This is a genomic window from Methylomarinovum caldicuralii (assembly GCF_033126985.1).
Taxonomy (GTDB): domain Bacteria; phylum Pseudomonadota; class Gammaproteobacteria; order Methylococcales; family Methylothermaceae; genus Methylohalobius; species Methylohalobius caldicuralii.
This window is the reverse complement of sequence record NZ_AP024714.1, coordinates 1,057,079-1,080,387: the sequence shown is the minus strand read 5'-3', so window position 1 is coordinate 1,080,387 and position 23,309 is coordinate 1,057,079. Positions and strand designations below refer to the sequence as shown.

Annotated in this window: 18 protein-coding genes; 5 read left to right on the top strand and 13 right to left on the bottom strand. The window is 63.1% G+C overall.

What is annotated here, in order from left to right; translation table 11 throughout:
• Positions 1 to 2: 2 nt before the first annotated feature.
• From MCIT9_RS05630 to MCIT9_RS05570, 13 genes are all read right to left on the bottom strand, one after another.
• Entirely contained in the window at positions 3 to 1,295 is a 1,293-nt protein-coding gene (locus MCIT9_RS05630; protein ID WP_317706429.1) for a matrixin family metalloprotease, read from the bottom strand.
• Positions 1,292 to 1,879 carry a hypothetical protein gene (locus tag MCIT9_RS05625; RefSeq protein WP_317706428.1) on the bottom strand — a complete coding sequence of 196 codons (588 nt, stop codon included), beginning with the start codon at positions 1,877 to 1,879 and terminating at the stop codon, positions 1,292 to 1,294. The genes MCIT9_RS05630 and MCIT9_RS05625 overlap by 4 nt, the downstream gene beginning before the upstream one ends.
• Before the next feature lie 38 nt (positions 1,880 to 1,917).
• A complete protein-coding gene (locus MCIT9_RS05620; protein WP_317706427.1) occupies positions 1,918 to 4,557 on the bottom strand; it encodes an NHL repeat-containing protein in 2,640 nt (879 codons plus the stop codon).
• Positions 4,554 to 5,336: a hypothetical protein gene (locus MCIT9_RS05615; RefSeq protein WP_317706426.1), complete on the bottom strand. Its 783-nt coding sequence runs from the start codon at positions 5,334 to 5,336 to the stop codon at positions 4,554 to 4,556. Before MCIT9_RS05615 ends, MCIT9_RS05620 begins: the two co-directional genes overlap by 4 nt.
• Positions 5,326 to 8,205 (bottom strand): assimilatory sulfite reductase (NADPH) flavoprotein subunit, encoded by a 2,880-nt coding sequence (locus MCIT9_RS05610; RefSeq protein WP_317706425.1) that lies wholly within the window; start codon positions 8,203 to 8,205, stop codon positions 5,326 to 5,328. The genes MCIT9_RS05615 and MCIT9_RS05610 overlap by 11 nt, the downstream gene beginning before the upstream one ends.
• On the bottom strand, positions 8,187 to 9,218 hold the full coding sequence (locus MCIT9_RS05605; RefSeq protein ID WP_317706424.1) for a 4Fe-4S binding protein: 1,032 nt from the start codon (positions 9,216 to 9,218) through the stop codon (positions 8,187 to 8,189). Before MCIT9_RS05605 ends, MCIT9_RS05610 begins: the two co-directional genes overlap by 19 nt.
• Positions 9,219 to 9,228: 10 nt before the next feature.
• The gene (locus MCIT9_RS05600) at positions 9,229 to 10,101 is read right to left on the bottom strand and encodes a hypothetical protein (RefSeq protein ID WP_317706423.1); all 873 of its coding nucleotides are present in this window, start codon (positions 10,099 to 10,101) and stop codon (positions 9,229 to 9,231) included.
• Positions 10,098 to 11,030, bottom strand: a complete 933-nt coding sequence (locus tag MCIT9_RS05595; protein ID WP_317706422.1) for a cytochrome c3 family protein — start codon at positions 11,028 to 11,030, stop codon at positions 10,098 to 10,100. The genes MCIT9_RS05600 and MCIT9_RS05595 overlap by 4 nt, the downstream gene beginning before the upstream one ends.
• Before the next feature lie 20 nt (positions 11,031 to 11,050).
• Entirely contained in the window at positions 11,051 to 11,641 is a 591-nt protein-coding gene (locus tag MCIT9_RS05590) for a hypothetical protein (protein ID WP_317706421.1), read from the bottom strand.
• A complete protein-coding gene (locus MCIT9_RS05585) occupies positions 11,623 to 12,879 on the bottom strand; it encodes a hypothetical protein (protein ID WP_317706420.1) in 1,257 nt (418 codons plus the stop codon). Before MCIT9_RS05585 ends, MCIT9_RS05590 begins: the two co-directional genes overlap by 19 nt.
• Positions 12,880 to 12,886: 7 nt before the next feature.
• Entirely contained in the window at positions 12,887 to 13,111 is a 225-nt protein-coding gene (locus MCIT9_RS05580) for a hypothetical protein (RefSeq protein WP_317706419.1), read from the bottom strand.
• A 72-nt stretch (positions 13,112 to 13,183) separates the two neighbouring features.
• On the bottom strand, positions 13,184 to 14,068 hold the full coding sequence (locus MCIT9_RS05575; RefSeq protein WP_317706418.1) for a c-type cytochrome: 885 nt from the start codon (positions 14,066 to 14,068) through the stop codon (positions 13,184 to 13,186).
• Positions 14,069 to 14,145: 77 nt separating this feature from the next.
• Complete coding sequence (locus MCIT9_RS05570; RefSeq protein WP_317706417.1) at positions 14,146 to 16,938, bottom strand: cytochrome C; 2,793 nt, start codon at positions 16,936 to 16,938, stop codon at positions 14,146 to 14,148.
• Positions 16,939 to 17,242: 304 nt separating this feature from the next.
• On the opposite strand from MCIT9_RS05570, the gene MCIT9_RS05565 reads away from it, so the two are divergent.
• The 5 genes from MCIT9_RS05565 to MCIT9_RS05545 are packed head-to-tail and all read left to right on the top strand — an operon-like array spanning position 17,243 to position 23,301.
• Entirely contained in the window at positions 17,243 to 18,070 is an 828-nt protein-coding gene (locus MCIT9_RS05565) for a hypothetical protein (RefSeq protein ID WP_317706416.1), read from the top strand.
• Between the two features lie 2 nt (positions 18,071 to 18,072).
• On the top strand, positions 18,073 to 19,644 hold the full coding sequence (locus tag MCIT9_RS05560; protein WP_317706415.1) for an FG-GAP repeat protein: 1,572 nt from the start codon (positions 18,073 to 18,075) through the stop codon (positions 19,642 to 19,644).
• On the top strand, positions 19,641 to 22,013 hold the full coding sequence (locus MCIT9_RS05555; RefSeq protein ID WP_317706414.1) for a PEP/pyruvate-binding domain-containing protein: 2,373 nt from the start codon (positions 19,641 to 19,643) through the stop codon (positions 22,011 to 22,013). Before MCIT9_RS05560 ends, MCIT9_RS05555 begins: the two co-directional genes overlap by 4 nt.
• The gene (locus MCIT9_RS05550) at positions 22,010 to 22,738 is read left to right on the top strand and encodes a polyphosphate polymerase domain-containing protein (RefSeq protein WP_317706413.1); all 729 of its coding nucleotides are present in this window, start codon (positions 22,010 to 22,012) and stop codon (positions 22,736 to 22,738) included. Before MCIT9_RS05555 ends, MCIT9_RS05550 begins: the two co-directional genes overlap by 4 nt.
• A complete protein-coding gene (locus MCIT9_RS05545; RefSeq protein WP_317706412.1) occupies positions 22,735 to 23,301 on the top strand; it encodes a DUF4956 domain-containing protein in 567 nt (188 codons plus the stop codon). Before MCIT9_RS05550 ends, MCIT9_RS05545 begins: the two co-directional genes overlap by 4 nt.
• The last annotated feature ends 8 nt before the right edge of the window (positions 23,302 to 23,309 follow it).

Here is a 23,309-nt window from a genome sequence, read left to right as displayed (position 1 = left end):
TTCTACCTCGGCCACGCCGACTCCAGCCGCCAGTACCATCCTGTGGGATCTGCAGGATTGACATAAGGTTGCAGCACGGCATCGTAACGCCGCCCTAAGGCGATGATGGGATTGAAGATCACGCTTCTGCTCCCCGGGAAATAGACCACGCCGCCGCGCTCCGGTGCACCGCCGGCGGCGATGTTTCCCAACCGCCAGTAAAGGCCGGCCGGATCGAGCGGATTGGCATAAGCCAACAGCTCACCGTGAAGCAACCCGCCGTTGACCTCCACCGCATCAATGACGATGTTCCAATCGTCTGTCAGCCGCGCCGCCGGCGGCTGATCCAGATTCACACGCACCTGCAACCGGTAGCCGCCGGTTTGTACCCAAGGCAGGGCGGTATCGGCCTGGACCAGGTATTCCCCCGGTTCCAGGCGGGCGTACAGCATGGCATTGAGACCTGCGCCGCTGTCGTCGTCCCAGGCGATCAGATGCTGGTGTTCGCGGTCGTACAGTTCGAGATAAGAGTCCACTTCGTCAGACTCCAGCTGCACCACAACCAGCGCCGCCACCGGCAACTGGAAACGGTACAAATCCACGAAGCTGTCGTCGCTGTCGAAGGGTGAGTCGGCGAGAAAGCGCCGCTGACAATCCGATATCCCGAAGTCACCTTCCACGGTCTGGTTCAAAGGGATAACAATCTGTGGGCTGCATACCTCCGGCTGTGGATTACGAACGTCATACAAAACGGCCACCCCGTCCATGTCGTCTTTCTGGGGGAATTCCAGATCACTCACCAGCGAGGTCATGATCGCGGGGACGCCGCTGTCCTCATGATCGAGCCCCAGGACATGCCCCAGCTCGTGGGTGGCGACCCGGACAAAATCCTCGCGGCGGCGCAGGGGACCAGAATAGATGTCCCAGTCCAGGGTGCCATTGAAGACGATATCGGCTTCCTCGATCAGGCCCGCCCGGGTCTGGGTGTAGGTGATCGCCAGAGTGGTGCGGCCGAAGACGAAGCCGCAATTGTCCTCCCGGAAACCGACGCCGTTTTGACCGTCGCTGCGGCATGGGTCCAGTGCAGTTCCCTCATCGCCGTGGAACGTGAAACCGGTGCTGCCATTCCACCGTTCCATGGCTTCCCGGAAGCCGTCGTTCCAGCGCATGCCGCTGGGGGCGCGATCCCGTCCCTGGGTATCCACCAGATCGAAGTGCATGGTGGCCTCGGGCGTCGGCCAGCGCCCCCCCATAAACTGATAGGCGCAAACCGTCGAAGCAAAACCATACAGGATGAGCACACAAAACGCTCTCATGGCTGCAGCGCCTCCAGGCGCTGACGCAATAGGTCTTCGAACTGCTCCGGCGCAAGTCCCCGGTTCCAGGCCCGGCTTTCAGTCTGCACCCCTTTGGGAACCCCCCGGCTCAACGCCCGCCTGGCGCCCTTCTCTCCCTTAGGCGACCCGGTCACTGCCACCACCGGCTTGCTGTCGCTGCCGACCACCACGGCGCGGCCGTTCCGCGCCACGATCCTGAAATGCCCCTGGGACCAACCGTAGAGGGGATTGGCCTGGCGGCGCCGGAGGGATTCGACAAAATAGATGCCCCGCTCCCCCGGCTGGGGATAACGCATCTCATCCACCCGCAGGCCACGGGCGGGGGCGCCGGCAAAATCCAGAGCCAGGGTAGCACCCTCGTAATCGCCCTTGATCACATCCTCGATCCGGAAGGTGATCCGGGTGTAGGGCCTTGGGCCGTCGTCACGGATTTCACTGCCGATCACCTCCCCCCGGAACACCAGTTCCGAATTGCGCAGCATCTCCTCCAGCGTCGCCTCCCGCACCGATGTGGCCACGGCAACCTGAAGCCACAGAAGGCAGAGCCAAACCAACCATCGCATCGCTCACCTCCTTCCCAAAGGACTCAGATAGGCCGGAATTATTGCAGATAATCGACTACCCCGCGGACGAAATCATCGTGAAAATACTTGTACTTTTCCCGCACTTCCAGGCCGTGGCATCCCAGGCAGAAGGTCTTCTGGGGTTGCAGCTGGCGCAGGAAGCTGGAGTGGGGGTCGCCCTCCAGGTTCTTGCGGTTGGCCGCCAGCGGCGGAGATTTCGCCTGACGGTGCTTGGGGGTCCAGACGTGAGGATCGTGACAGGTGGTGCAGCCGATGGCACCGGTTTCGCTGTCCTGCTCCCTGGCATCGAGCAGCGGCATCTTGTCGGGGTCGGAACGCAGCACGATGTCCTTGTGGGGGTGGCTGAAGAATTTCACCACCTTGTCCTTGGCCACCGCCTGGGGATGATCCTGATGGCAGTTGAGGCACAATTGATCGCGCCGGAATGCACTGGTATCGCTCTCCTGGGCAGGTTTTTGCGGATGGCCGACGATTTTAGCCGCATACAGGAAAGGCCACCGCCCCTTGCCCCGGTGCAAAGTGTGGCAACTGCCGCACAACCCGGCCTGGGCCGGGGTCTCGTCGAAACGGTTGTGGCTGTCTTTGGCCGTAATGCGAAGATCGTGGTCGCTGCCCAGCACCGGGCTGTTGTCCGCATGGCAGTGGCGGCACAACTGGCCGTCATGATGATCCTCCACCAACGCGGGGGTGTTGGGACGTCCGCGGTGAACCGAGTGACAGGTCAGGCAACCGACTTTTTTCCAGCGCCGCCCGGCGATGGTGACCGGTTCCTCCAACGTCACATTAACCGGATGCACCCCCTTCCGGCGGGCGTCGTCCTTGTCCTTGGCGTGCTGGCGCGGATGGCAGTCCTGGCACAGGGACTCGGCGGGCTTCAGCAGCATCGGCGTTTGCGGCTTGCCGTCGTGGACCGGGTGACAGCTGCCGCAGGTGACGAAACGAACCCGCTTGCCGTCGCGGACGATCTTTTCCTCCGGCTTGACGTTGACAGGATGGACGCCCTTGCGTCGGGCCTCCTTCTTGCTGCGGGAAAACTGGCGCTTATGGCACTGGCGGCAGAGCTGGGCCCGGCTGTCGTCGAGCAACAACAGATCGTCGCTGACGCCGCCGTGGATCTGATGGCAGCTCTGGCATACCAGGGCATCGTCCGGGCCCAGCATGCCGCCGGCCTTCCGCAAGCTGTCGGGCAGGCCGTGGGTCAGATCCGGGTCGCCCGGATATCCCGGCGCGCCCTGATGGGGCGGTGGCCGCAACCTGATTCCCAAGGGATGATTGACACCGTGATGGGGATCGTCGGGATCGCGCGCCCCCTTGGCCTTGGATTCGTGGCAGCGTTCGCACAACCGCCCTTCGGGATTGGGAACCCGCAACCAGGGATTTTTGTGATCGGGATACAGAGTCGTCCCTTCGATCTTGGCGGTATGCGGCGTATGGCAACTGGTGCAGGTGAGCTGGTGTTCCTCAGTGATCGGAAACACGTCCGGCAGCTCGTCCTCCCGCGGCCAGGGGCGTTTCTTCCGCTTCAATTCGGGATCGTAGAGGGTCGGATGCTGGGCCCCGGCGCGGATGATCCGGCGCGAATCCACCACCGGGCCATGATGGCAGCTGTAGCACATCCGAAACCGGGCCACCGGCAGCTGTCCCAGCTCGTCGGGGCCTCGGATTTCCAACGGCGCCTCTTTGGCGAACTCCAGATGGCACAGCAGGCAGTCCTTTTGCGAGACGGAGAGATTGGAACCGGAGACGGCAGCCGGTTCCCGCTCATCGAAAGCCAGCTCGAGCACCACGATCCGGCTGGCGCCGGTCTCGGCCACATAGAGCTTCCCGTCTCGATAAGCCAGGCTGCTGGGCGTATCGAAGGCGACGGATCGGCCGCTGGCGTCCTCCAACCGGCCCAAAGGTTCGCCGTGATGAAAGAGAGTGATGGTGCCAAAGTAGGCATCGCTGACGAAAGCCAGTGCGTGCTGGGGATCGAAGGCGATGCCGTTGGGCCGGTACAGTTCACCCGGGTCGATGCCGAAACGGCCGAACTGGGCGAAATACCGCCCCTTGCGGTCGAACATCTGCACCCGCCCGCCCAACACGTCCGTCACCAGCAAAAAACCGCCCTCATCGACGGCGATCTGGAAGGGGTACTGGAATTGCCCTTCCATGCGCCCGTAACCGCCGACACAGCTTTGCAGCGCGCCGGTGTCCCGGTCGATGCGGCATAACAAATGATTGCGGTCGCTCCAGACCAGTTCATCGGCGACCGCCGCCACCGAAACCGGCTGGGGCGTCTTGGGCGCACAAGGAGTTTCCGCCTCCGGGCAGGGCAGCGTCAACGGCCACCGGCGCTTTACCGCTCCGTCACCACCCACCCAGACCAGACGTCCGTGGCCGGTGTCGGCCACCAGCCAGCCGCCGTCCAAAGGCGCCAGCCCCAGGGGGCGGTCGAAACCGTATTCCCGCACCACGGGCTTGCCACCGCCCCCGGCGGGCCAGCGCCACAGCCGTCCTTCCGCATCCAGGGCCGCCGGCTCCCGGGAAGAAACCGCCACCGCCGCCGGTTGTGGCAGATCGCCTATCACCTGCCGCCCGACCACCCGGGGCCACGGCGCGGCCAGAGCCGAGGAGGCGAGAGGCAACCACAGGAGCAACAGCAGAACGGTTCTCATTGGGTGATGTCGATGATGCGGATCTTCTGATCTTCGTCCCGGTAACGGCCGAAGAACTGCGGAATCATGTGGCGATAGACCAGACGGGCCTGCTCCCTGGAGGCGCCCAGGCGTTCCAGGTCCAGCAACGGCCGCTCCTCCTGATGGCAATCGCCGCATTTGGGACCTTTCTCCTCCAGCGGCAGATGCAGCCGGGCCTGAAGCTCGGCCCGCTGTTCCAGGTCGCCTTCCCGCCAGCGGCGGGCGATCGCCTCCGCCCACGGTTCCTGCGGCAGCGGGACCACCGGCTCATCGCCGGAGAAGGGGGCGATCTTCACCCAACCGTCGAGAGGCTTGCTGGCGGGGGTGTCGGTCCCGGTGCGCAGCCGCCCCTCCCCCGCCACCGCCCTGCCGCTGCGGTAGTCGAGCCAGTGGTAGTCCAGCGCCTTGGCCTGGGGCCGGTAGTGGCAGGTGGCGCAGGCGATGAAGCGGCTGTGCATGTTCAGGAAGGCCCGGGTGCGCACGGACTTCTGATGGGGCAACGGCAGATGGCAGCGCTGGCAAAAGGTCTCGCCCCTCGTCACCTTCTCTTGCGTGCGGCGGTGAAAATGCGGCAGCGTGGCGTCGATATCGTCGCGGATCTTCAGATCTTTGTGCTTTTTCACCTTTTCCCGCGCCTTGGTCAGGGTTTCCGCATCGGGGCGGGCCTGTTCCACCGCCCGGACATAGTCGGGCTGCGCCTGGGCCGCGCCCCAGGCCCATCCCAGGACAACAAAGCCGATCCAATGCTTAATAGACATCCCGCTGATACCTGCCTTCCTGTTCCATCATCTTCAGATACGCCTCGGCCTTTTCCTCGCTCATCCCCCCCTGGCTCATGAGGATCTCCACCAGGGTACGGTGGACGTCCTTGGCCATCCGCGAGGCATCACCGCAGACGTAGAAGTAGGCGCCGCCTTCCAGCCAGGCGTACAGCTCGGCCGCCTCTTCCTGCATCCGGTGCTGGACGTAGATGCGCCGTTCCTGGTCACGGGAGAACGCCAGCGACAACCTGGTGAGCACGCCTCGCTTGCGCTTGTCTTCCCATTCCTCGGCGTAGAGAAAATCGGTGGCCTGGTGCTGATCGCCGAAGAACAGCCAGTTGCGTCCCGAAGCGCCGCTGACTTCCCGTTCCTCCAAGAAGGCGCGGAACGGGGCGATGCCGGTTCCCGGACCCACCATGATGATGTCGGTGCCGCCGTCTTGGGGCAGACGGAAATGGTCGTTGACCTGGACGAACACCGGCGCCGTCTCCCCGGGCCGGCGCCGGGCCAGGTAATTGGAACAGACCCCCTCGCGGTCACGGCTGTGGCTGTGGTAACGCACTACACCCACGGTCAGATGAACCTGGCCGGGATGCATGCGGGGACTGGAGGAAATGGAATACAGCCGCGGCGGCAGTTTGCGCAGCAGAGCGACGAAAGCCTGGGGATCCAGCTTCGGCGGATAGTCCTCCACCAGATCGATCAACTGCCGCCCCCAGAGATAGTCTTCCAGCGACTTGGCGTCAGCCAACAGCGGCTGAAGTTCGGCGCCGGTGGCCTCGGCGTATTTCTCCAGCAGCGGCCGGGTCAGGGAGGTGATGTCCAGACGGCTGAAAAACGCCTCCCGCAGGCTTAGACGCTCCCCCGCCAGTTCCACTTCCTCATAGCCGCTCCACCCCAACACCCGGAGCAAGTCCTCCACATAGGCCGGCGGGTTGGTGGGATACACCCCCAGCACGTCCCCCGGTTCGTAGCTCAGCCCGCTGCCTTCCAGGGAGAATTCGATATGGCGGGTTTCCTTGGCCGAACCAGGGCCGTTGAGGTTGTGGTTGGTCAGTACCGGCGCCGGATAGGGGCGCTGCTTGCCATAGCCGGTTTCCGCCGGGACTTCCTCCGGCGGCGGCTCAACCCCTTCGTGGCCGCTCAGCCTGCGGTAGGTCTCGATCACCTTGGCCAGCCATTCGGCCGCAGGCTCCTCGTAGTCCACGTCGGCGTCCACCCGCGGCAGTACCCGCTGGGCCCCCAGCTTTTCCAGGAAGGCGTCGAAGTCCTTGCCGCACTGGCAGAAATAGGTGTAGCTGCTGTCGCCGAGACCGAAGACCGCATAGTGCAGGTGCGGCAACAACGGCTTTTCGTGGTTTTTTCCAGCCAGCTCCTTCAGGTAACGGTGCAGGTTCTGGGCGTTGAGAGGCGGTTCTCCTTCTCCCTGGGTGCTGGTGATAACGAACAAATACTGGAACCGCGCCAATTCCTTCGGCTCCAGTTCGGCCATGTCGATGAGCCGGACCGGCAGCTGCCAGCGCTCGGCCAAATGGAACAGGTTCTCCGCCACCCCTTCGGCGTTGCCGGTCTGGGAGCCGTAGAGGATGACCAGATGATCGTCCAGGTCTCCGCCCCCGGGTTCCAATGTCGCTTCCTCGTCTCGGGTGCCCAACAAACGCCGCCACCAGGCGGGCGGTGCGGGCATCTCCAGCATGATGGTGCGGAACTTCCACCCCCCCAGGATCGGCACCGCCTCGTCGCGGTTCTCCCACAGCCACCAAAGCGCCTGGCCCACCAGGAACAGCGCCGCCAGGGGCCCCAGGACCCAGACCACGGTCCACCAGGGAGAATCCTTCACCACTTCAAGGTCGAAGCCGGCCTTCTGGACCCGGTCCCGCGGTACCCAGGCCATATCGTGCATGTCGGTGAGCAGAAAACCGCGGTTCAAGGGATTTTTGGCGTAGTCGCCGTGACAGCCGGACTGGCCGCAGGTATCGGCCAGATGATCGGGATGGGTGCTGGCCTTGGGATCGCGGTGAGACAGGATGCCGTGGCGGAAACCCTCGCCTTCCGGCGCATGGCAGTCGATACAGGACGCACCGTCCTCCACCCCCACCTCCAGCAGGCGGGCGTGAAGGAACTTGGCATAGCTGTCCACGGCGAAGACGAAACGCGGTGTGGACGGTTTCAGCTCACCGGTTTCCAGATCGCGGATCTTCGCCGCCTTCATCTTCTCGTGGTCGCCGTGGCAGCGGATGCACAAGGCGTTGGCGTCGTTCTTGGAATAATGTTTGCCGATCAGGCGGCGCAGGATGTGGCCGCCGAACTGATCTCGCCAAACCTCCCCCTGATGGCAGCTGCCGCATCCCGTGTCCACATGGTTGAACGCCTCCATGAACTGGGCCAGGCGGTGGGGGGGGATGTAGGGCTCGTTGTAATGGCAATAGCGGCAGGAGGGATTCTGCTGGGTCTCCACCTCCTCGAGGCGGTTGCCGCCGTGAAAGTCTTTGGTCCACCCCGCCTTCTTGCCCATGCCGTGGACCGATTTTTTGAATTCCTCCACGATGTCCTTGTGGCTGAAGCGCTTGCCCTCCGAGGGTTCCTCCACGTGGCAACTGGACGAGCAGTCCACATAACCGTTTTTGGGATCGTGGGGATAGTCGCGGATCTTGCGATGACAATCGCGGCAAGGAACGCTGCCGTGCAGGGAGCCGTAATAGGCCTCCTTTAAGATGGTGGCGGTGCGCCGCACCCCGTGGTCGTCGAAATATTCCAATCCCGGCAGGCTGTGACAGGTCAGGCAGCCGTCCGGATCGGCGTGGCGCTCCAGGGCCGCCGCGCCGGCGGCCCACAGGGCGGTGAGAATCAGAACCAGTTGGACCATGAAGTGACAGCGATGAAAGACAACAAAAAGGTGATGATCAGGCCATTGACCAGGCGGCTCCAGTCCACCGTTCCCACGGAACTGCGGGGGGCGAAGGCTTCCCACTGGGGTTCGGGGAAGATCTGAATCCCCTTCTTGATCCGCTTGGGTGTCTTCTGACGCGGTCCCGGCGTCCATTCGATGGCGTTCCATTCGCAACTGTCGACGCAGTCGTGACAGGACATACAGGAGGTCTGGTCCACGGTGGCGATGCGGTCCACCATCTTGATGGCCCCGCACATGCAGGCCTTGGCGCACTCGTTGCAACCGGTGCAGCGGCTGCGCTCCACCCGGATGTGGTAGGTCATGCGCAATTTGGCGCCCAGGCGGTTGACCAGGGCGTCGATGGCGCCGATGGGGCACATGAACTGGCAATAGGCCCGTCCCTTCTCGGAAAAGAATCCCAAAAGCAGCAACATGGCCAGATTCGCCAGCCCGATGGTGGAAAAAATGAAGGCCAGACCGGCGGCCCCTCCCGTGAGCGCCGTCACGAAGCGGGGCACGGTGACGAAGTTGCACAGGGTGCAGGCACTCACCCCGGCCATGGGCAGCAGCACCATATAGGCGGCCAGATAGCCGTAGCGGATCGGCACCTGCGGCAGGAAACGGAAATCGATTTTCCAGCGTTCCCCCAGGGCCCGGCTCACCAGCTCGCTGAAGCCGCCCACGGGGCAGAGGAAGGAACACCAGATACGGCCGAAGAAAAAGGTTACGGTAATGATGGTGAAGAAGGCGATGACCCCGATCCAGGCCACCGACACGTGCATCCACAGATCCTCGAAGCTCATGCCGGGAAAATAGAGATAAAAGCGGCGCATGCACAGCACCCCGCAAAGGTCCTCGTTGCCTACCAGTTGCGGCAGAAACGCCAGCGGCCCGAGGAAAGCGATGCACGATGCGGCGATGACGCCATAACGGAATTTCTGCATTTTCGGCACCGCCTGCCAACGGCGCCAGATGGACAAGGTTCTCATCACGACCTCCTCATTGATCGAACACGTGACAGGCCCGGCACAGCTGCCCGTCCTTGGCGGGCAGACGCAACAGGGCCTCTTTTTGAATCTGACGATAACGGAACGTAAGCGGCCGCCCGTATTTGCGGCTCAGCTCGGCAAACCGTTCCCGCTTGTCCTCGGCGATGACCTTCTCCCACGGGCTGTCGCCGTAAACAGGTCCCTCCTCCACCTTGGCGGTGGCCACCTGATGGGCCGCCGGCAGATCCTTGCGGATCACCCCCGGCGGATGGGGAGTGTGACAGGTGATGCAAGTCACCCGCCCGTCGCTGGTCAAAGGCAGGATCACCTCCGGATGGTCGCGCAGGAATGCTTCCCGCTGTTTTTTCACCTTTTTCGAAGGTTTCACCTGATGCTCGAGGGCGTTGAGGTGGGGCGTCTTGAGATGGCACCCCCAGCACAGCTTGTCCGGCGGCGCCCGCAGCCGAACCTCCTCCAGGCGGTAGCGGCGGTCCCGTTCCGGCACCTTCTCGTGGCAATAGAGACAATGGTCCTTCTTGATCTCGCCCTTGTCGTCCAGCATGGCGTGGATGTTGGGCCGCTGGTGGCTTTCCTGATTGTGGCAGCGGAAGCAGAACTGCGTCAGATCCCGGTAGGGGCCGCCGCGAAGGAAACCGGGATCGTCCTTGTCCACCTTGTCGAAATCCTTTTTGTCGATGTCCTTGATGCCGTGGCACACCGGACAGGTAAGCTTGCGGTCGGCGGGAAGCGGCAGCGCAGGATCGACCCGCATGGAATCCGGCACGGAAATATCCACCAGATGATGCAGCGGCGGCACCTTGGGCTTTTCCGCCGCCGCCACGGAAGCCAGCATCAGCGCAAGTGCCCCCAGAAGCCGTCTCATAATCCCACCTGGGCCGCCCGCCCGTGGGTGTGACACAAGGTGCAATTGGTGCCGACCTGATGGACGCCGTACAGGCCGTTGCCGGTATCGATCAGGGCGTCTTCCACCGGCGTTTCCATCTGGTGGCACAACACGCACAACTGGGAATAATCGCCGATGTCGCTGAACACCCGCACCGGAATCCCGGCATCGCGGAATGGGAGCAGGAAGGCACCCTTGCGGCTGTCGTCGATGATCAGCTTGGGATTGTCGGTGCCATGCATGGCGTGACACTCGGTGCAGGCGAGCACCTCCGGATACTGGTAAGGAGAACGCAGGCCGGCGTAGGTGCGCTGGCCGCTGCCCTTGGGGTAGCCGTGGGTATCAATATGGCGCCAGTCGTCCTCGATGGCGATCAGGGGATCGCGGTAATCGAGGCCGCGCAGCGCGAAACCGGGCTGTTGATGGTCGCGGTTGTGGCAGCGCAGGCAGAACTCGGATTCGTGGCGGTAGGGATCGGCCAGGCCGGTGGCGTCGGGAATCCGTGTCAGGTCCACGTTCCGTTCCCACACCCCGTCCATGTCGGCCGCCTGATGACAGACCAGACAGTCCTGATCGGTCAGGGGGCGGTCCTCAAAACGATCGAAATCGTGGGTATGAGTGCCGGTCTGCAGCGGGGACAGCGGCAGATCGCGGTCGTTGTGACACACCAGGCAGGGACGCCTGGCGCCGGTACCGTTGTCACCGTGGCAACCCGTGCAGGTGTCAAACCCCTTGTCCCGCACGATGCCACGGATATGCGGCGCGTTCTTGTGGATCAGCGACAGCACGTGGCAGGCCTGACAGCGGGCTTTGCCCCAGCCTTCATGGCGCTCGGTCAGAAGCACCTGATTCTGCGCCAAGGAAACATCCCGTCCCTTGGCTGCCGCGCCCGCGGCCAATAGCAGCATGATCAACAGCCACCTGAATCTCATCGCCGCCTCCGGTGGCAATTGTCACAGTAGAAGTTGTTGTGGCAGCGGCCGCAGTTGGCGGGCATGGCGCGCGCCTCCATGCCATGCAGGGTGATGTAGCCGAGGGGATGATAACCGATGCCGGAGATCTCGCGGCGGAAATGGCAGTCGGTGCAGAAGGACAGCTCCAGATGGCACTCGCGGCAGGCGTTCTCATCGCGCCGGGCGGCGGTGGCGTGATGTTGGACATAACCGAAATTGTGATCGGCCGGCCATATCTTGGTCTTGTCGGGATGACACAGCTCGCAGCGCCACGGGGCCCGCCGTTCCACCACGTGGCAGTCGTGGCACACCGCCTTGAGCGGTTCGTTGACCACCGCGCTCAGATCCTGCAGCAATTTGGGGTCCTTCTCTTCGGTCTTCTGGAACGAATGGCACAGCATGCACATGTCCCCTTCCTGCTCCATCACCGCCATGTGGACGTTGTGGGGAAAGTAGATATCCGGCTTGCGCGCCTCGCGCTTCTCCCACCAACGCTTTTCCTTGGCGGTTTCGGCGGCCTGCCCGCTCAACCAGCACAGCAACAGCGTCAACAGGACCAGACGCATGTCTTCCCCTTGGGCTGGAAGCGGTCGAGGTAGTAGATCACCCGCACCACGCCGACGTAATCGTCGCGGCGCTGGCTGTTGGCGATGTAGGACAGGCTGGTTTGCACCGTCCAGCCGCTGCCGATGTGGTAGCGGAAACCGGCCTCCCCGCCCCGGACCCAGTTGACGCCGTAAAGCAGTTTTTCCTCCCGCCGGACGGCGCCATTGACCCACGCTTCCAGACGGGAGCTGAAGGCATGGCGGATCTGGCCGTAGCCGCTGTGGGCGCGGTCGTAGCCGATTTCCAGGAAATCGTAACGCAATGCGAAGACGGTGTCGCGCCAGCGGTAATCCCCTCCGCCGATCAGGCCGTAACCGTCGAAACCGTCCGCCTTGGTGGCCCGCTGCCCCCCCAGGTAATAATGCAGCGACGGCCGGGGATGGTGGTGCAGTTCGGCGCGGAACAGACTCTGCTCTCCCAGAGCGTAAGCGCTGACGAAGCGTTCCCGAAAGGTTGGAAACGGCGAGCGGGGCCGGTAGTACTCGTAATTGGTGCGGAAGCGCAAGGCCGGCGTCAGGTCGATGAAGCCGTTGAACCAAACATCCTCGAAGCGGCGGCGGTCGAAACGGTAGGTGGCGCTCAAGGCCGCCTCCCAAGCCTGCCCCTCACCCCGGCTTCCCCGCACCGAGGCGGTGCCCTGGAGGCGGCGGGACAGCCGATGATTGCGAAATTCCTGATAGGAAAAGACCGTCCGGTAACCCTGCCAGCAGAATCCCCGCCAGCAGCGGTCTTTCGCTTCGTCGCGCTCTAGGGTGACGCCGAACACCGAATCGCCTTCGATACTGCGCACGTGATCGAGGCGCAGCGGCCTACCGCCGTACCATTGCGCCCGCCACCCCGCCAGCCGGTAGTCCAATTGGCCGCCATCGAGCAGGTAAAACCCGGCCAGATCGGCCCGCTGAAACCGCCCCAGCCGCAACGTTCCCTGGAACCTGGGCCACAGCCCCTCCCAGAAGGCCTGATACAGACGGCCACCGCTGTCGTCGCTGAGGCTGGAAAGACGGCCGGCCCAGGAAGCATGGGCGCGCCAACGGCCCGGCTCAAGCAGCTCGGCATCGCCCCATAGCTCTCCCAGGATCCGCGGGCTGGCGTTGAAACGGTTGTCCACCTGTAACTTGCTTTCCAGCATAGCGCTCAGACTGGCCGCCCCCACACTGCCGCAAACAAGCATTCCCACCCCAGCCAACAAGCGGCGCATCGCAACTTCAGCGTTTTTCTTCCGTGGTCACGGTATAGAAATCCCCACCGCGGCGCTTCTTGGCCACCACTGCCCAGGTCACCAGGGAAGCGACCACCACCGCGCAACTGCCGCAGCCGGAGCAGACGCCCTGCTGGGGAACCGTGCAGCGGGTCGCCAGGCCCGCCTGGCCGCCCGCAATCCCTGCCCCGGCCAGCCAGGGTGCCGTTTTGAACCAGAGTGTCTTCAACATTTTGTTCCTCCACAAAAGGAGGGACCCCGCTTGGGGGCCCCTGAAATCAAGGCAGTTTCGGACTAAGGACATTCAGCCGCCGCGCTTGGAACGAATGAAGTCGGAAATCGCCTGAATGTCCGCATCGCTCAGGACATCGGCCAAAAAGCCCATGCCGCCCTTATTGGAGGCGATGGCGCCACGGATCCGCGCGGGATCGGCGCCCATCAACACCCCTTTCCTGTCAGAGGCGGGATCAGGGCTATGGCAACCGGAGCAATTTGCGCCATACAAGGACGCGCCTGTCGCGACGTTGCCGCCAGTGTCACCCGTACCCGTATTGCCACCATCGTCATGCCCACCATCATCATCTCCGCCATGATCGTGCCCACTATGGTCAGCACCACCCTGGTCATCGCCGCCGGATTCCTCGCCGTCCGGTATGCCATTGTGATCGGCGTCGTCATCTCGCCAGCCGTCGAAATCGTGATCCGCATCGGAAAAACCGTCGTGATTGCCGTCATCGTCCGGCCAGCCGTCGCCGTCGAAATCCCGCGACCGCTCCGGCGGTTCGTTGACGATGAAGAGCTGCCGCGCCAACGGGCCGTGCCAACGGGAGGTGTCGAAGATATCCGCCCCGGTATCGGTGATAGCGGCATAGAGACGGTAGCGGCCCGGAGTAATCAGCACGCCTGGAAAACGTAGAATCGTCTCTGCCTGTCCCTGATCGAAAAGACCGTCCCGCTTGTAGGGAACCGGCGCGGAGTGGAGCTTGCCGTCTTCGCCGAAGAACAGCAGATTACCCTGGACGATTGCCGCGACATACAGATCCCCGCGGTCCTGAGCGGGAAAACGTAACCGGGCTTCCAGCACGTCATTCTCTCCCACCACGGAACGCTCTGCCTCAATACGTACATCCGCCCATACAGTCGGGACCAGCAAAGCGCCCATCAAAATCGGCAATAGTTTCTTCTTCATATCAATTCCTAGAGGTCTGCGGAAATTGTAGATAAAGAAAGGGAGACAGGGGAAACACCCCTGCCCCCCCCTTGCCGTCAGCGATCGACTACTGCGAAAAAGCCGGGCTGGTCAGCCAGGAAGATCACGTAGCCATCCTGCACGTCCAGGTCCGGATTGGACACCTGGGAGCCTGGCAGCCGCTCGCCACTCGCCTGGGTCGCCGGCACGAAGTCGACGATGTCCTGCGGATCGACGCGGTGGATTTCCCGGCCATCCACCGACATCAACACGTCGATGCCGTTGACGTCTCCAGCCCTGCCCCGGTAAGGCAGCTTCACGATCAGGCGGTTGCCGAACAGATCGGTCATCGCCCGCTTGTGATCGTCCAGCATGCTGACATGGATCACATCGGAGGCCAGGTCACCGAAGCCGCGGTCGTTCAGCAGTTTTTTGAGCTCGGCCGAACGCGGGAACAGCAACAGCTCGGCACGCCACTTCGGCGCCACCGCATCGGTCACGGTGTTGACCGGCAGGGCGACGATGGTCTTGCGCAGGGATGCCTTGCCATAGCGGGGCACCAGGGCATACAGCGGCGTGTCCTCGCCATAGCGCTGACCGTACTGTTTGACCAATTCCGGCGGCAGACCGCTCAGCCCCGTCACCCGCTTCAACGGCATCTTCCGCAGGAAACCACCGAAGAAGCGGCTTTCCGGCGCGTCGTTGACGGTCATGAACGGATTCACCAGGGTAGTGAACAGGATGTCCTTCTCGTTTTCATAGATGTTGCCATCGCCGTCGATGCGCATGTAGGGCATTCCCAGCACTACCACGCCTTCTTCCACCAGCTTCGGATCCGGCAGGGTCGTCACATCCTTGCGGTTGCCCGATCCCAGGATGCCGTCTTCCTTCAGCAGCGAGCTGTAGGAGCCGTCCTGCTTCTGAGCGTGGCAGTCGCCGCAGGGAACCGAATCGACCGCCGGGCGGACGTTGTGGGAGATGATGTACTCGTTGGACTCGAGCCACACCATCTTCACGTCGGGTGTCCTTCCCTGCAACTGCGGCCCGTGACGCATCTGCATCAGCTTGTCATAGGCGCGCTTGAGGGAGCGGTAACCGTCGGCGTCCGTCGGGTCTCCAAGCCGGATGCTGCCATGGGAGACACGCCCCAGCACCGTTCCCGGCAGTTTTTCGCCGGTTTCCGGGTCGACGATGTCGAAGACGAAGTTACCGCCGTCCTTGATCGGTTCGCCGTTCTCATCCACTTGCTGTCTGGCCACCAGACCGCGCTCGTAGCGGGTCAACGTCCAACCGGTGGTGGTGTCGATCCACAGATAGCGCAGGCGCGGATTGTAAGGAATGATCTTGCGCTTCTGGTCCACGTCGTCCCGGTAGCGGTACATGATCTGCAGCGGCTTACCGCCCCGTCCCTTTTTGCCGGTGATGTGGCAGGTCTGGCAATTGAGGACGTTGAAGTGGGTCTGCACCACCCGGTTCAGGCTTTGCTCGCTATAGCCGGTCATGTAGCCGCTGTTCTTCCAGCGCTCCAGGTGGGCCGCCAGCAGGGTGTCCTGACCTGAAGGAATCACCGCCGGCTCGCCGCGCGGGTTCCTGCCTTCCACGTGGCAGTATTCGCAGGTGCGAAGATCGGCGGAGAAATCCAGGTCGTTGCGGATGTCCATATCCGAATTGCCCTTCATGAAGTTGTGGTCCTGGTCCAGATTCACGTTTTCATGCCGGGTCTTGAGGTAGGCGCGGCTGTGACAGACGTTGCAGTTGTCCATGATGCGCGATTCGCCGTGCCAGTACTTGGCCAGGTCCTTGCCCTTGTGGACGTCGTCCTGGTAATCCTCCACCAGGGTGCCGTCCTCGCCCAGCTCCATGCGGGCGTTGTCGCCGTAGCCGTAGAAGCCGCGGCGCGAGTTGCTGGTCAGATGGCAGGACATGCAGTTGTCGCTTTCCGGGAAGCGCAACATCTTGACGTGGACACGGCCGTTCTCATCGAAGGCTTCCGGATTCCAGTGGATCACCGGGTTGCCGTCCTCTCCGGTCTTGAGGTCGTAGCTTTCTCCGCCTTCGCGCCAATCCCGCTCGATGGTCAGGATCTGTTTGCCGTCAACGGTGGGAACGAATTCCCAGGCGGTGTTGGCGGCATAACGGAACCAGCCGCCGCTGATGAACTCACGCCGGGCGTTGCGGTAGGCGCCGATGATGCCGCGGCGCAGAGACATGCGCTCGTCAGGCAGATTCACCTCGTCGGGGCTCATGTGGCACCACATGCAGTCGGCTTCCAAAAGGCCGCTCTTGTGCCAGTCCCATTTGGCCACCACGCTCTTGTCGGTCTTCTGGTTGTTCTCGTCGGTGCCGCGGTTGTAGTAGTCACCGTCCCAAAGCGGGATGGTGTTGGGATCACGGTCCGTATAGCGGATGCCTTCGCGGTCCTTCTCGCCGAAACCGCCGCCGACATGGCAGCTGGAGCAGTTGATGAAACCAGCGGCCCCGTAGTCCCGGATCATTTCCTTGTAGCCGTTTTTCTTGTTCGCCAGGAAGGTGGGAATGCTGCCCCCCATACAGTTGAAACCACCAAACCAACCGGGGCTGACCAGAGATTTGGCCCCCAGGAAAGAACTGAACTTGCCGAAATCGTCGCGGGCCTCGTCCCGCCCCATTTCGAAGTGGTAGGCGCTGGTGATCTTGTCGTAATCGTGACAGCCGGAACCGGCGCAGCTCTTCCTGGGACTGTAGGGCATGCCGCTTTCGAGCACATGCCGCCCGTTCTCGTCCAGCAAAGGAATCGCCGGATGCTCCACCGGTTTTTCGATCCAGTTAACCTTGGCCTGCGCCGGGCCGAATCCGAGCCCGAGCAGAAGCCACACATATCTTTTTTTCATTTTCCCCCTCATTCAAGGTTTACGCTGTAATGGGTGGCTGCCAAGGCAGCCACGCCCTGGATTTCTATCTGGCAAAATCCGGTCCAATTTTTCTTACGCATTGAATTCAAATAGATTGCAGGCCGTGTATGCGGATGCGCGGAAATGGAAAACGTGGAATATGCCGCAAACATGCGGCATATGCTACACAAGGGCACATTGCGTCTTCCCAACTGACTGGATTTTCTGGTGTTTTTCACGGCATGCAATTTGCTTTATCACCTAATGCGTTTTTCCGCACAATCAACCAGAGGGTACAAACACAATGAAATCCATCGCTTACACCGCCATCACCGCCCCGTTATTGCTCCTGGCCAGCCTGCCCGTCTCGGCCGCCACCTTTTCCGAAGGCGGTCGGGAAACGACGCTCATTCACCCTAATTGCCGGGGAGAATCACAAGGGCTGACCCTGGTCGGGCTGGCTGTGCCCGCAGGACCTCAGGTCAAAGTGAGCATCGGCGACAACGATCCGGTCATCGTCGCGTTCCCCCAGGAAAACTATCTGATTTCCAAAAGCCGCCGCGGTCCGGAAACCTATCCCGCCAACCCGCTCATGGGCACCGTCCCCTCCATGAACGACGGCGCCGTCTTCGCCATGGAGGTCATCCGGGACGAAGTCGCACCTTACGGCAGCCGCAACAGCACCACCGACACCCGCTACATCCTCTGGCGGGTGCGGGCCATCCACAAGTTCGACCACACCACCGGCATGATCAAGACCTTGGACTATGTCCCCGGCACCGACCTGGTCACCCCCGGCATCGGTTTCGAGCTGCCTTCCTTCCATCCTGACAGCTGCCTGGCCAAACTGCAGGTCGTCACCCCGGTCGTGATGCGTTGCGACCCCATCGACCCGGCCGCCGGGGAGATCGCGACCGGCGAACCCACCCTCCGCAGCAAAAATTTCCGCCATGTGATCGAACGGAACCTGGCAACCAATCCGTTACCGGCCCGATGCGGCGAGGGGCTTTTCGTCACCATCGAACCCCTCGATGAGGAAGTGGAACACATGAAACAAATGGTGCTCGACACCCCCATCCACGGCAGCCACCATCACGGCGAGGACACCCCCACCGATAACGGCGGAGCCTGAGTTTGTACCGCCGTCGTCCGGTCGTCCTGCTGCTGTTCGCTTTGAGCTACGCCGCAGGTTCCGGGGAACTGGATCGCACCCAACGGCTGCTACCCACCGACCCCGCCGACAACCGCCGTTTCGGCCAGTCCCTGGCGTTAACGGCAGACAGCGCCGCCGTGGCTGCTTCAGGGCGGGTGATCGTCTACGAACGGGACTATCCCCGTCCCGGCCTGTGGGGCGAGGCGGCCGTTTTGCGTGCCGATGCCCCCGGTTTCGGAAAACGGGTCGCCTTATCGACGGCCGGTTTGGCGGTCGCCGCCCCGGACGGGGAAAACGGCGGCCAGGTGCATCGCTACCGAAACGACCACACGGGCCGGTGGCAACGCCAGGAAACCTTGCAAGCGCCGGATGGCGGGAGCGGAGACCGCTTTGGAGCAGCGCTGGCGGCAGACGGAGAGTGGCTGGCGGTAGGGGCGCCGGGTGCGGACGTCGGCGGTGCGGTTTTCCTGTACCGTTGCCAGGCGCACTGCACCCTGATCCAGCGCGTGGCCGACCCCCAGGGAGAATTCCAGGCAGACTATGGCGCATCCCTGGCAATGGCCGGAGACTGGCTCGCCGTGGGCGCACCGGCCCGGGACGTGACTCCGTTTCAGGGCCGCATCGTCCCTGCCGGGGACCTTTCCGCCCATGCCTTCGCCATCGCCAAGGGGGATGCGCCCTTCTGTGGCGAAGATGTGGGGGTGGTATATCTGTATCGTCTTTCCGAACTGGCTGCCGGCGCCACAGCGCCGGCAGCGACCCTGGCGCCGGAAGATGCCGAATGCCTCCAAGGTTACGGTGCGGCCTTGGCGTTGCGGGACGGCAAGCTGGCCGTCGGCTCTCCCGGCAAGGACGTGGGCGACACCCTGAGCGCCGGCGTCGTCTATCTCTACGGCTACGACGGCTCCCGGTGGCAGCCGCAGCTCATTCTGGCATCAGACCATCCAAGCGAAGACGGCCGATTCGGCGCAGCTCTGGCCTGGCAGGGGAAACGATTACTGGTCGGCGCACCGCGGGAGACCGGCCATCGTTTCCGTACCGGAGTGGTCCATCGCTTCAGCCAGACTGTGGAAGTCTGGCAGGATACCCCCCTGGAACTGGCGCAAGGCCAGACTTACGACCTGTTCGGTGCCAGTCTGGCGGTGGCCGGTGAAGACCTGTGGATCGGCGCTCCCGGCAGGCGTCTGGGGGAAAGCGCCGCCGGCGCCGTCTTCCGCACCGGCTCCCCGGCGCCTCCACCTTCCGCTCGCTTCAACTTCGGCGACGGACGCCTGATACTCGACGGCGTGGGCATCTGGAAAGCCGGCCAAAGCTGGTACCGGGCGGTCTTGACCCACGATCTCCAGGCGCCCGGCTGGCGGTTCCGGCTCCAGGAGCTGACGCCCACAGAAGCGCCGGCCCACCCGGCCCGCTACCTGCCAGACAGCGGCCGCCTGCATGTTCCCTCGGTAAGCGTACGTTTCTCCGACGGCCACTCGGATATTTTCACTGTCGATCTACGCCAGATCGCCGATACGCCTTCCCTGACCTTCCAGCTGGAAACCGTACGATGAACATCCGACCGGCGGCCGTCCTGGCGATGGCCGCACTTTCCTGTCCTTCCCTCCATGCCGCCGCGCCGGCCGCCTACCACGACAGCGACGCCACCCTGACCGTGCCCAGCGTCATCGCCGGACAGACCGCCTATTGCGATGTCCCCCTCGAGCGTCTTGCCGAAGCGCGCTGGCAATTCGCGCTCACTGAATTGCCCGTCTGCAACCAGGCGCCCGCGGACAGCCCCGTTTACGACGCCGCCACCGGGACGGTCCAGCTACCGGTGATACTCGCCGAACGCCCCGGCGCCCCCCGATTTCAAATACGCCTGAGCCAGGTTCCAAGCCTTGCGGGGATGCAATTCCTGGTGACCGAGGCTTATCCGGAAAACGGCGCTCCCGGTTACCGATACCTGCCGGAGACCGACGGCCGGCTGCGGCTATGGAACCCAGAGGACTTCTCCCAATTGGCAACCGGTACGGGAATCGGCGGTGCCGAAGAGGTCAAGTTCGTCATCACCGACATCGACACCGACCACCCGCTGCTCCACTTCCAGAACAGCCGCCGCTACCCGCTTCACTTCGATTTCGTCCATGAAGCGCTGGGGTGGTATCCCGAGCTGGCAAAGGACGAAGCGATCGCCCGCTTCAACGCCGTCAGTTACTTCAGTCAGGGACGGCGCAACCTGGTCGGCTCGGTGGTCCACTACCCTCAGAACAACCGCTACGCGCTGGAGTTTTGGCCTACCGACCCGGTGCCCGTCTCCGGCATCCGTACAGCTTTCCGCCTGCTTCGCCAGGCCATGCCGTTCGCTGCCGACCGTTTGAGCTATCACCCCCTGGGGCTCACCCAGGAAACCCTGGCCCGCGAATCCGGCGAAGCGCTTGCCGATGCCGGCATTCCGGTGGTGTTTTCCACCGAGCTTTTCGCGGACACCGACAGCGCCGTCCTCAACCCCGGCGACAGCTATGGCCGTCTGCGGCTGGTGCGGCCGGGCGACCCGTTTCCCTCGGCCCGCGATGTCGCCATCTTCACCTACATCCCCAACGACCTGGGACGGGTGGCCGGCATCCTCACCGAGACGCCCCAGACCACCCTGTCCCACATCAACTTGCGGGCCAAGCAGGACCACCGGCCCAACGTCTATCTGCGAAACGCCGCCACCCGTCCTGACATCGCCCCCCTTATCGGCCAATGGGTGCATTTTCACGCCGATGCCGACGGCATCCGCCTGGAACCGGCGAGCGAGGCGGACGCGCAAGCCTGGCTCGACAGCCTGCGGCCGGCTCAGCTCCAAGTGCCGGAATACGATCTGAGCGTCACCGAACCGCTGCCGCTGGCGGACATTGGCTTTTCCGACTGGCGCGCCTTTGGGGTCAAGGCCGCCAACGTCGCCGAGCTGGGGAAGATCCTCCCGGAAGGCGTGGCGCCCGACGGCTACGCCCTCCCCTTTTCCCTCTACGACCGCTTCATGGCCCTGCCCCGCTGCGGCGAAGCGCAGACGGCCCTGTGTCCGGAGGGGGAGCACGGGCCTTCCTTTTACGATCAGGTCCAGGCGTTACTGGCCGATTCCCGATTCCAGGACGACCCGGAATACCGCAGCGCCCAGCTCAAGGCCCTGCGCAAGCGCATCAAAAAAGGCGAGGCGCCGGACGACCTGATCGCCGCCATCGAGACCGTCCGCCGTTTCTGGGAACCCGAAGGGCCGCCTTTCCACCAGTCGCTGCGCTGCCGCTCCAGCACCAACAACGAAGACCTACCCGGCTTCAACGGCGCCGGCCTGTATCATTCGACCACCCACAAGGCCGACGAAGGCCCGCTGATCGAGAGCGTCAAGAAGGTCTGGGCCAGCCTGTGGAGCGAGGCGGCGTTCGAGGAGCGGGCGTTCTGGCGCGTGGATCACCTGCATACCTACATGGGAGTGCTGATCCATCCCAACTACGGTGACGAGCAGGCCAACGGCGTGGCCGTGAGCGCGAATCTCTACAATCCCGGGTGGCCCGGTTTCACCGTCAACGCCCAGTACGGGGAAATCTCGGTCACCAACCCGGAACCGGTGGAAATCGGCGGCGAGACGGTTTCTCCCGTCCCGGACGAGTTCCTGCTGGTCCGGCTGCCGGGGGCGGAAGACACCGACACCTGGGAGACCCTTTACCTGCGCCACAGCAACGTCACCGAAGTCTACGGTCAGCCGGTTTCGGGAACGGTGCTGCGCCCGGAAGAGATCGCGCAGTTGCGCCATTACCTGACCCTCATCCACCACCATTTCAAAAAACGCTACGGCGGTGGAGACGATTTCGCCATCGAGATCGAGTTCAAGATCACCGAAACCGACGACGGCAGCCGCGGCCATCTGGCCATCAAACAGGCCCGGCCCTGGGTCCGATGACCGCGTTGGGGACGGCTATCGCCGAGAAGCTGATGCGGATGAAGGGCGTTGCTTTGGGAAAAACCCCCGATGGCGGTTTTTCCCTGCGCCGGGAGCGCAAGTTCCTGTTGAGACCGGAGGCAATCCCATCGCTCCTGGAGATTATGGCGTCAGAATGCCAGGTTATCGAAATTGACCGGCAGCGGCGGCAACGTTACCGGACCCTCTACTTCGACACCGGCCGTTTCGGCGCTTACCGCCGCCACCACTGCGGCGGCCTTCCCCGCTATAAATTCCGGGTACGGTGCTATGTCAGCAGCGGCGCTCTGTTTCTGGAAGAAAAATACAAACGCCGCCCGGATATCACCCACAAACGCCGGCGGCCGGTTTCCGCCTGCCCCGGTCATCTGGAACAAGGCGGTCAGCTTTGGCGTCCTGTCCTCCTCAACGAATACGACCGCATCGCGCTGAGGTACGATTCTCTGCGCCTGACCATCGATTGGAACCTAAAGGCGTGGTTACGCCCAGACGGCACCCCCATCGACTTCCCTCCGCTGGCGGTATTGGAAATCAAGGCACCCTTGCACGCCCCGGCCACCACCGGCATTCTGCTGCAGCAGGCGCGACAGCGCCTGCGATTACGGCCGTCCAGTTTCAGCAAGTACTGCCTGAGTCTGAGCCTCTCGCCCCTGCCGCTGCCGAAGGCCAACTTCCGCTCCGTGCTCCGCAAAGCCGCCTCGCTATGACCTCGTCCGTTACCGACTTTCTGCTGCATCTGGCGATCCAGCTGGGCGCCGCCTTCGGCCTCTCCCGCCTGGGATACCGCTATGTCAGCGACGACAGGGACACCCATGTCGTCAGCTTCATGCTCGGCAACGTCACTTTTCTGGTAGGCTACTGGCTCAAGTCGCTGCCGCTTTCCATGGGTTTCGCCTTTGGCCTGTTTGCCATCTTCTCCATCTTCCGCTATCGCGCCGAGAGCATTACCCTGCCCCAAATGACCCTGCTTTTCACCGCCATCGGCGCCGCAGTCCTGAACGCCGCCGCCCCCCTGCCCCCCGCCTATCTCGCGGCAGTTGAACTGGGCCTCCTGGGCCTGTTGCCGCTCACGGCAACCCCCTGGTTTCTGCCCAGACGCAAAACCACGCGGATTCTTTACGATCGCAGTACGCTTCCTGCCGAAGCGCAGCTCATCCCGGAGCTCCGGGAGCGCACGGGTCTGAAGGTGTGCAACGTTCACCCGGAAAATGTGGACATGCTCCACGACACGATCGTGCTGCGGGTGCAATATGAAGACGATGAATCCTGAACATCAGA

What these genes read in the sequence shown, in the direction of transcription:
- MCIT9_RS05630 (WP_317706429.1), bottom strand. Translation starts at nt 1,295, where the DNA reads ATGAGAGCGTTTTGTGTGCTCATCCTGTATGGTTTTGCTTCGACGGTT.
- MCIT9_RS05625 (WP_317706428.1), bottom strand. Translation starts at nt 1,879, where the DNA reads ATGCGATGGTTGGTTTGGCTCTGCCTTCTGTGGCTTCAGGTTGCCGTG.
- MCIT9_RS05620 (WP_317706427.1), bottom strand. Translation starts at nt 4,557, where the DNA reads ATGAGAACCGTTCTGCTGTTGCTCCTGTGGTTGCCTCTCGCCTCCTCG.
- MCIT9_RS05615 (WP_317706426.1), bottom strand. Translation starts at nt 5,336, where the DNA reads ATGTCTATTAAGCATTGGATCGGCTTTGTTGTCCTGGGATGGGCCTGG.
- MCIT9_RS05610 (WP_317706425.1), bottom strand. Translation starts at nt 8,205, where the DNA reads ATGGTCCAACTGGTTCTGATTCTCACCGCCCTGTGGGCCGCCGGCGCG.
- MCIT9_RS05605 (WP_317706424.1), bottom strand. Translation starts at nt 9,218, where the DNA reads ATGAGAACCTTGTCCATCTGGCGCCGTTGGCAGGCGGTGCCGAAAATG.
- MCIT9_RS05600 (WP_317706423.1), bottom strand. Translation starts at nt 10,101, where the DNA reads ATGAGACGGCTTCTGGGGGCACTTGCGCTGATGCTGGCTTCCGTGGCG.
- MCIT9_RS05595 (WP_317706422.1), bottom strand. Translation starts at nt 11,030, where the DNA reads ATGCTGCTATTGGCCGCGGGCGCGGCAGCCAAGGGACGGGATGTTTCC.
- MCIT9_RS05590 (WP_317706421.1), bottom strand. Translation starts at nt 11,641, where the DNA reads ATGCGTCTGGTCCTGTTGACGCTGTTGCTGTGCTGGTTGAGCGGGCAG.
- MCIT9_RS05585 (WP_317706420.1), bottom strand. Translation starts at nt 12,879, where the DNA reads ATGCGCCGCTTGTTGGCTGGGGTGGGAATGCTTGTTTGCGGCAGTGTG.
- MCIT9_RS05580 (WP_317706419.1), bottom strand. Translation starts at nt 13,111, where the DNA reads ATGTTGAAGACACTCTGGTTCAAAACGGCACCCTGGCTGGCCGGGGCA.
- MCIT9_RS05575 (WP_317706418.1), bottom strand. Translation starts at nt 14,068, where the DNA reads ATGAAGAAGAAACTATTGCCGATTTTGATGGGCGCTTTGCTGGTCCCG.
- MCIT9_RS05570 (WP_317706417.1), bottom strand. Translation starts at nt 16,938, where the DNA reads ATGAAAAAAAGATATGTGTGGCTTCTGCTCGGGCTCGGATTCGGCCCG.
- MCIT9_RS05565 (WP_317706416.1), top strand. Translation starts at nt 17,243, where the DNA reads ATGAAATCCATCGCTTACACCGCCATCACCGCCCCGTTATTGCTCCTG.
- MCIT9_RS05555 (WP_317706414.1), top strand. Translation starts at nt 19,641, where the DNA reads ATGAACATCCGACCGGCGGCCGTCCTGGCGATGGCCGCACTTTCCTGT.
- MCIT9_RS05550 (WP_317706413.1), top strand. Translation starts at nt 22,010, where the DNA reads ATGACCGCGTTGGGGACGGCTATCGCCGAGAAGCTGATGCGGATGAAG.
- MCIT9_RS05545 (WP_317706412.1), top strand. Translation starts at nt 22,735, where the DNA reads ATGACCTCGTCCGTTACCGACTTTCTGCTGCATCTGGCGATCCAGCTG.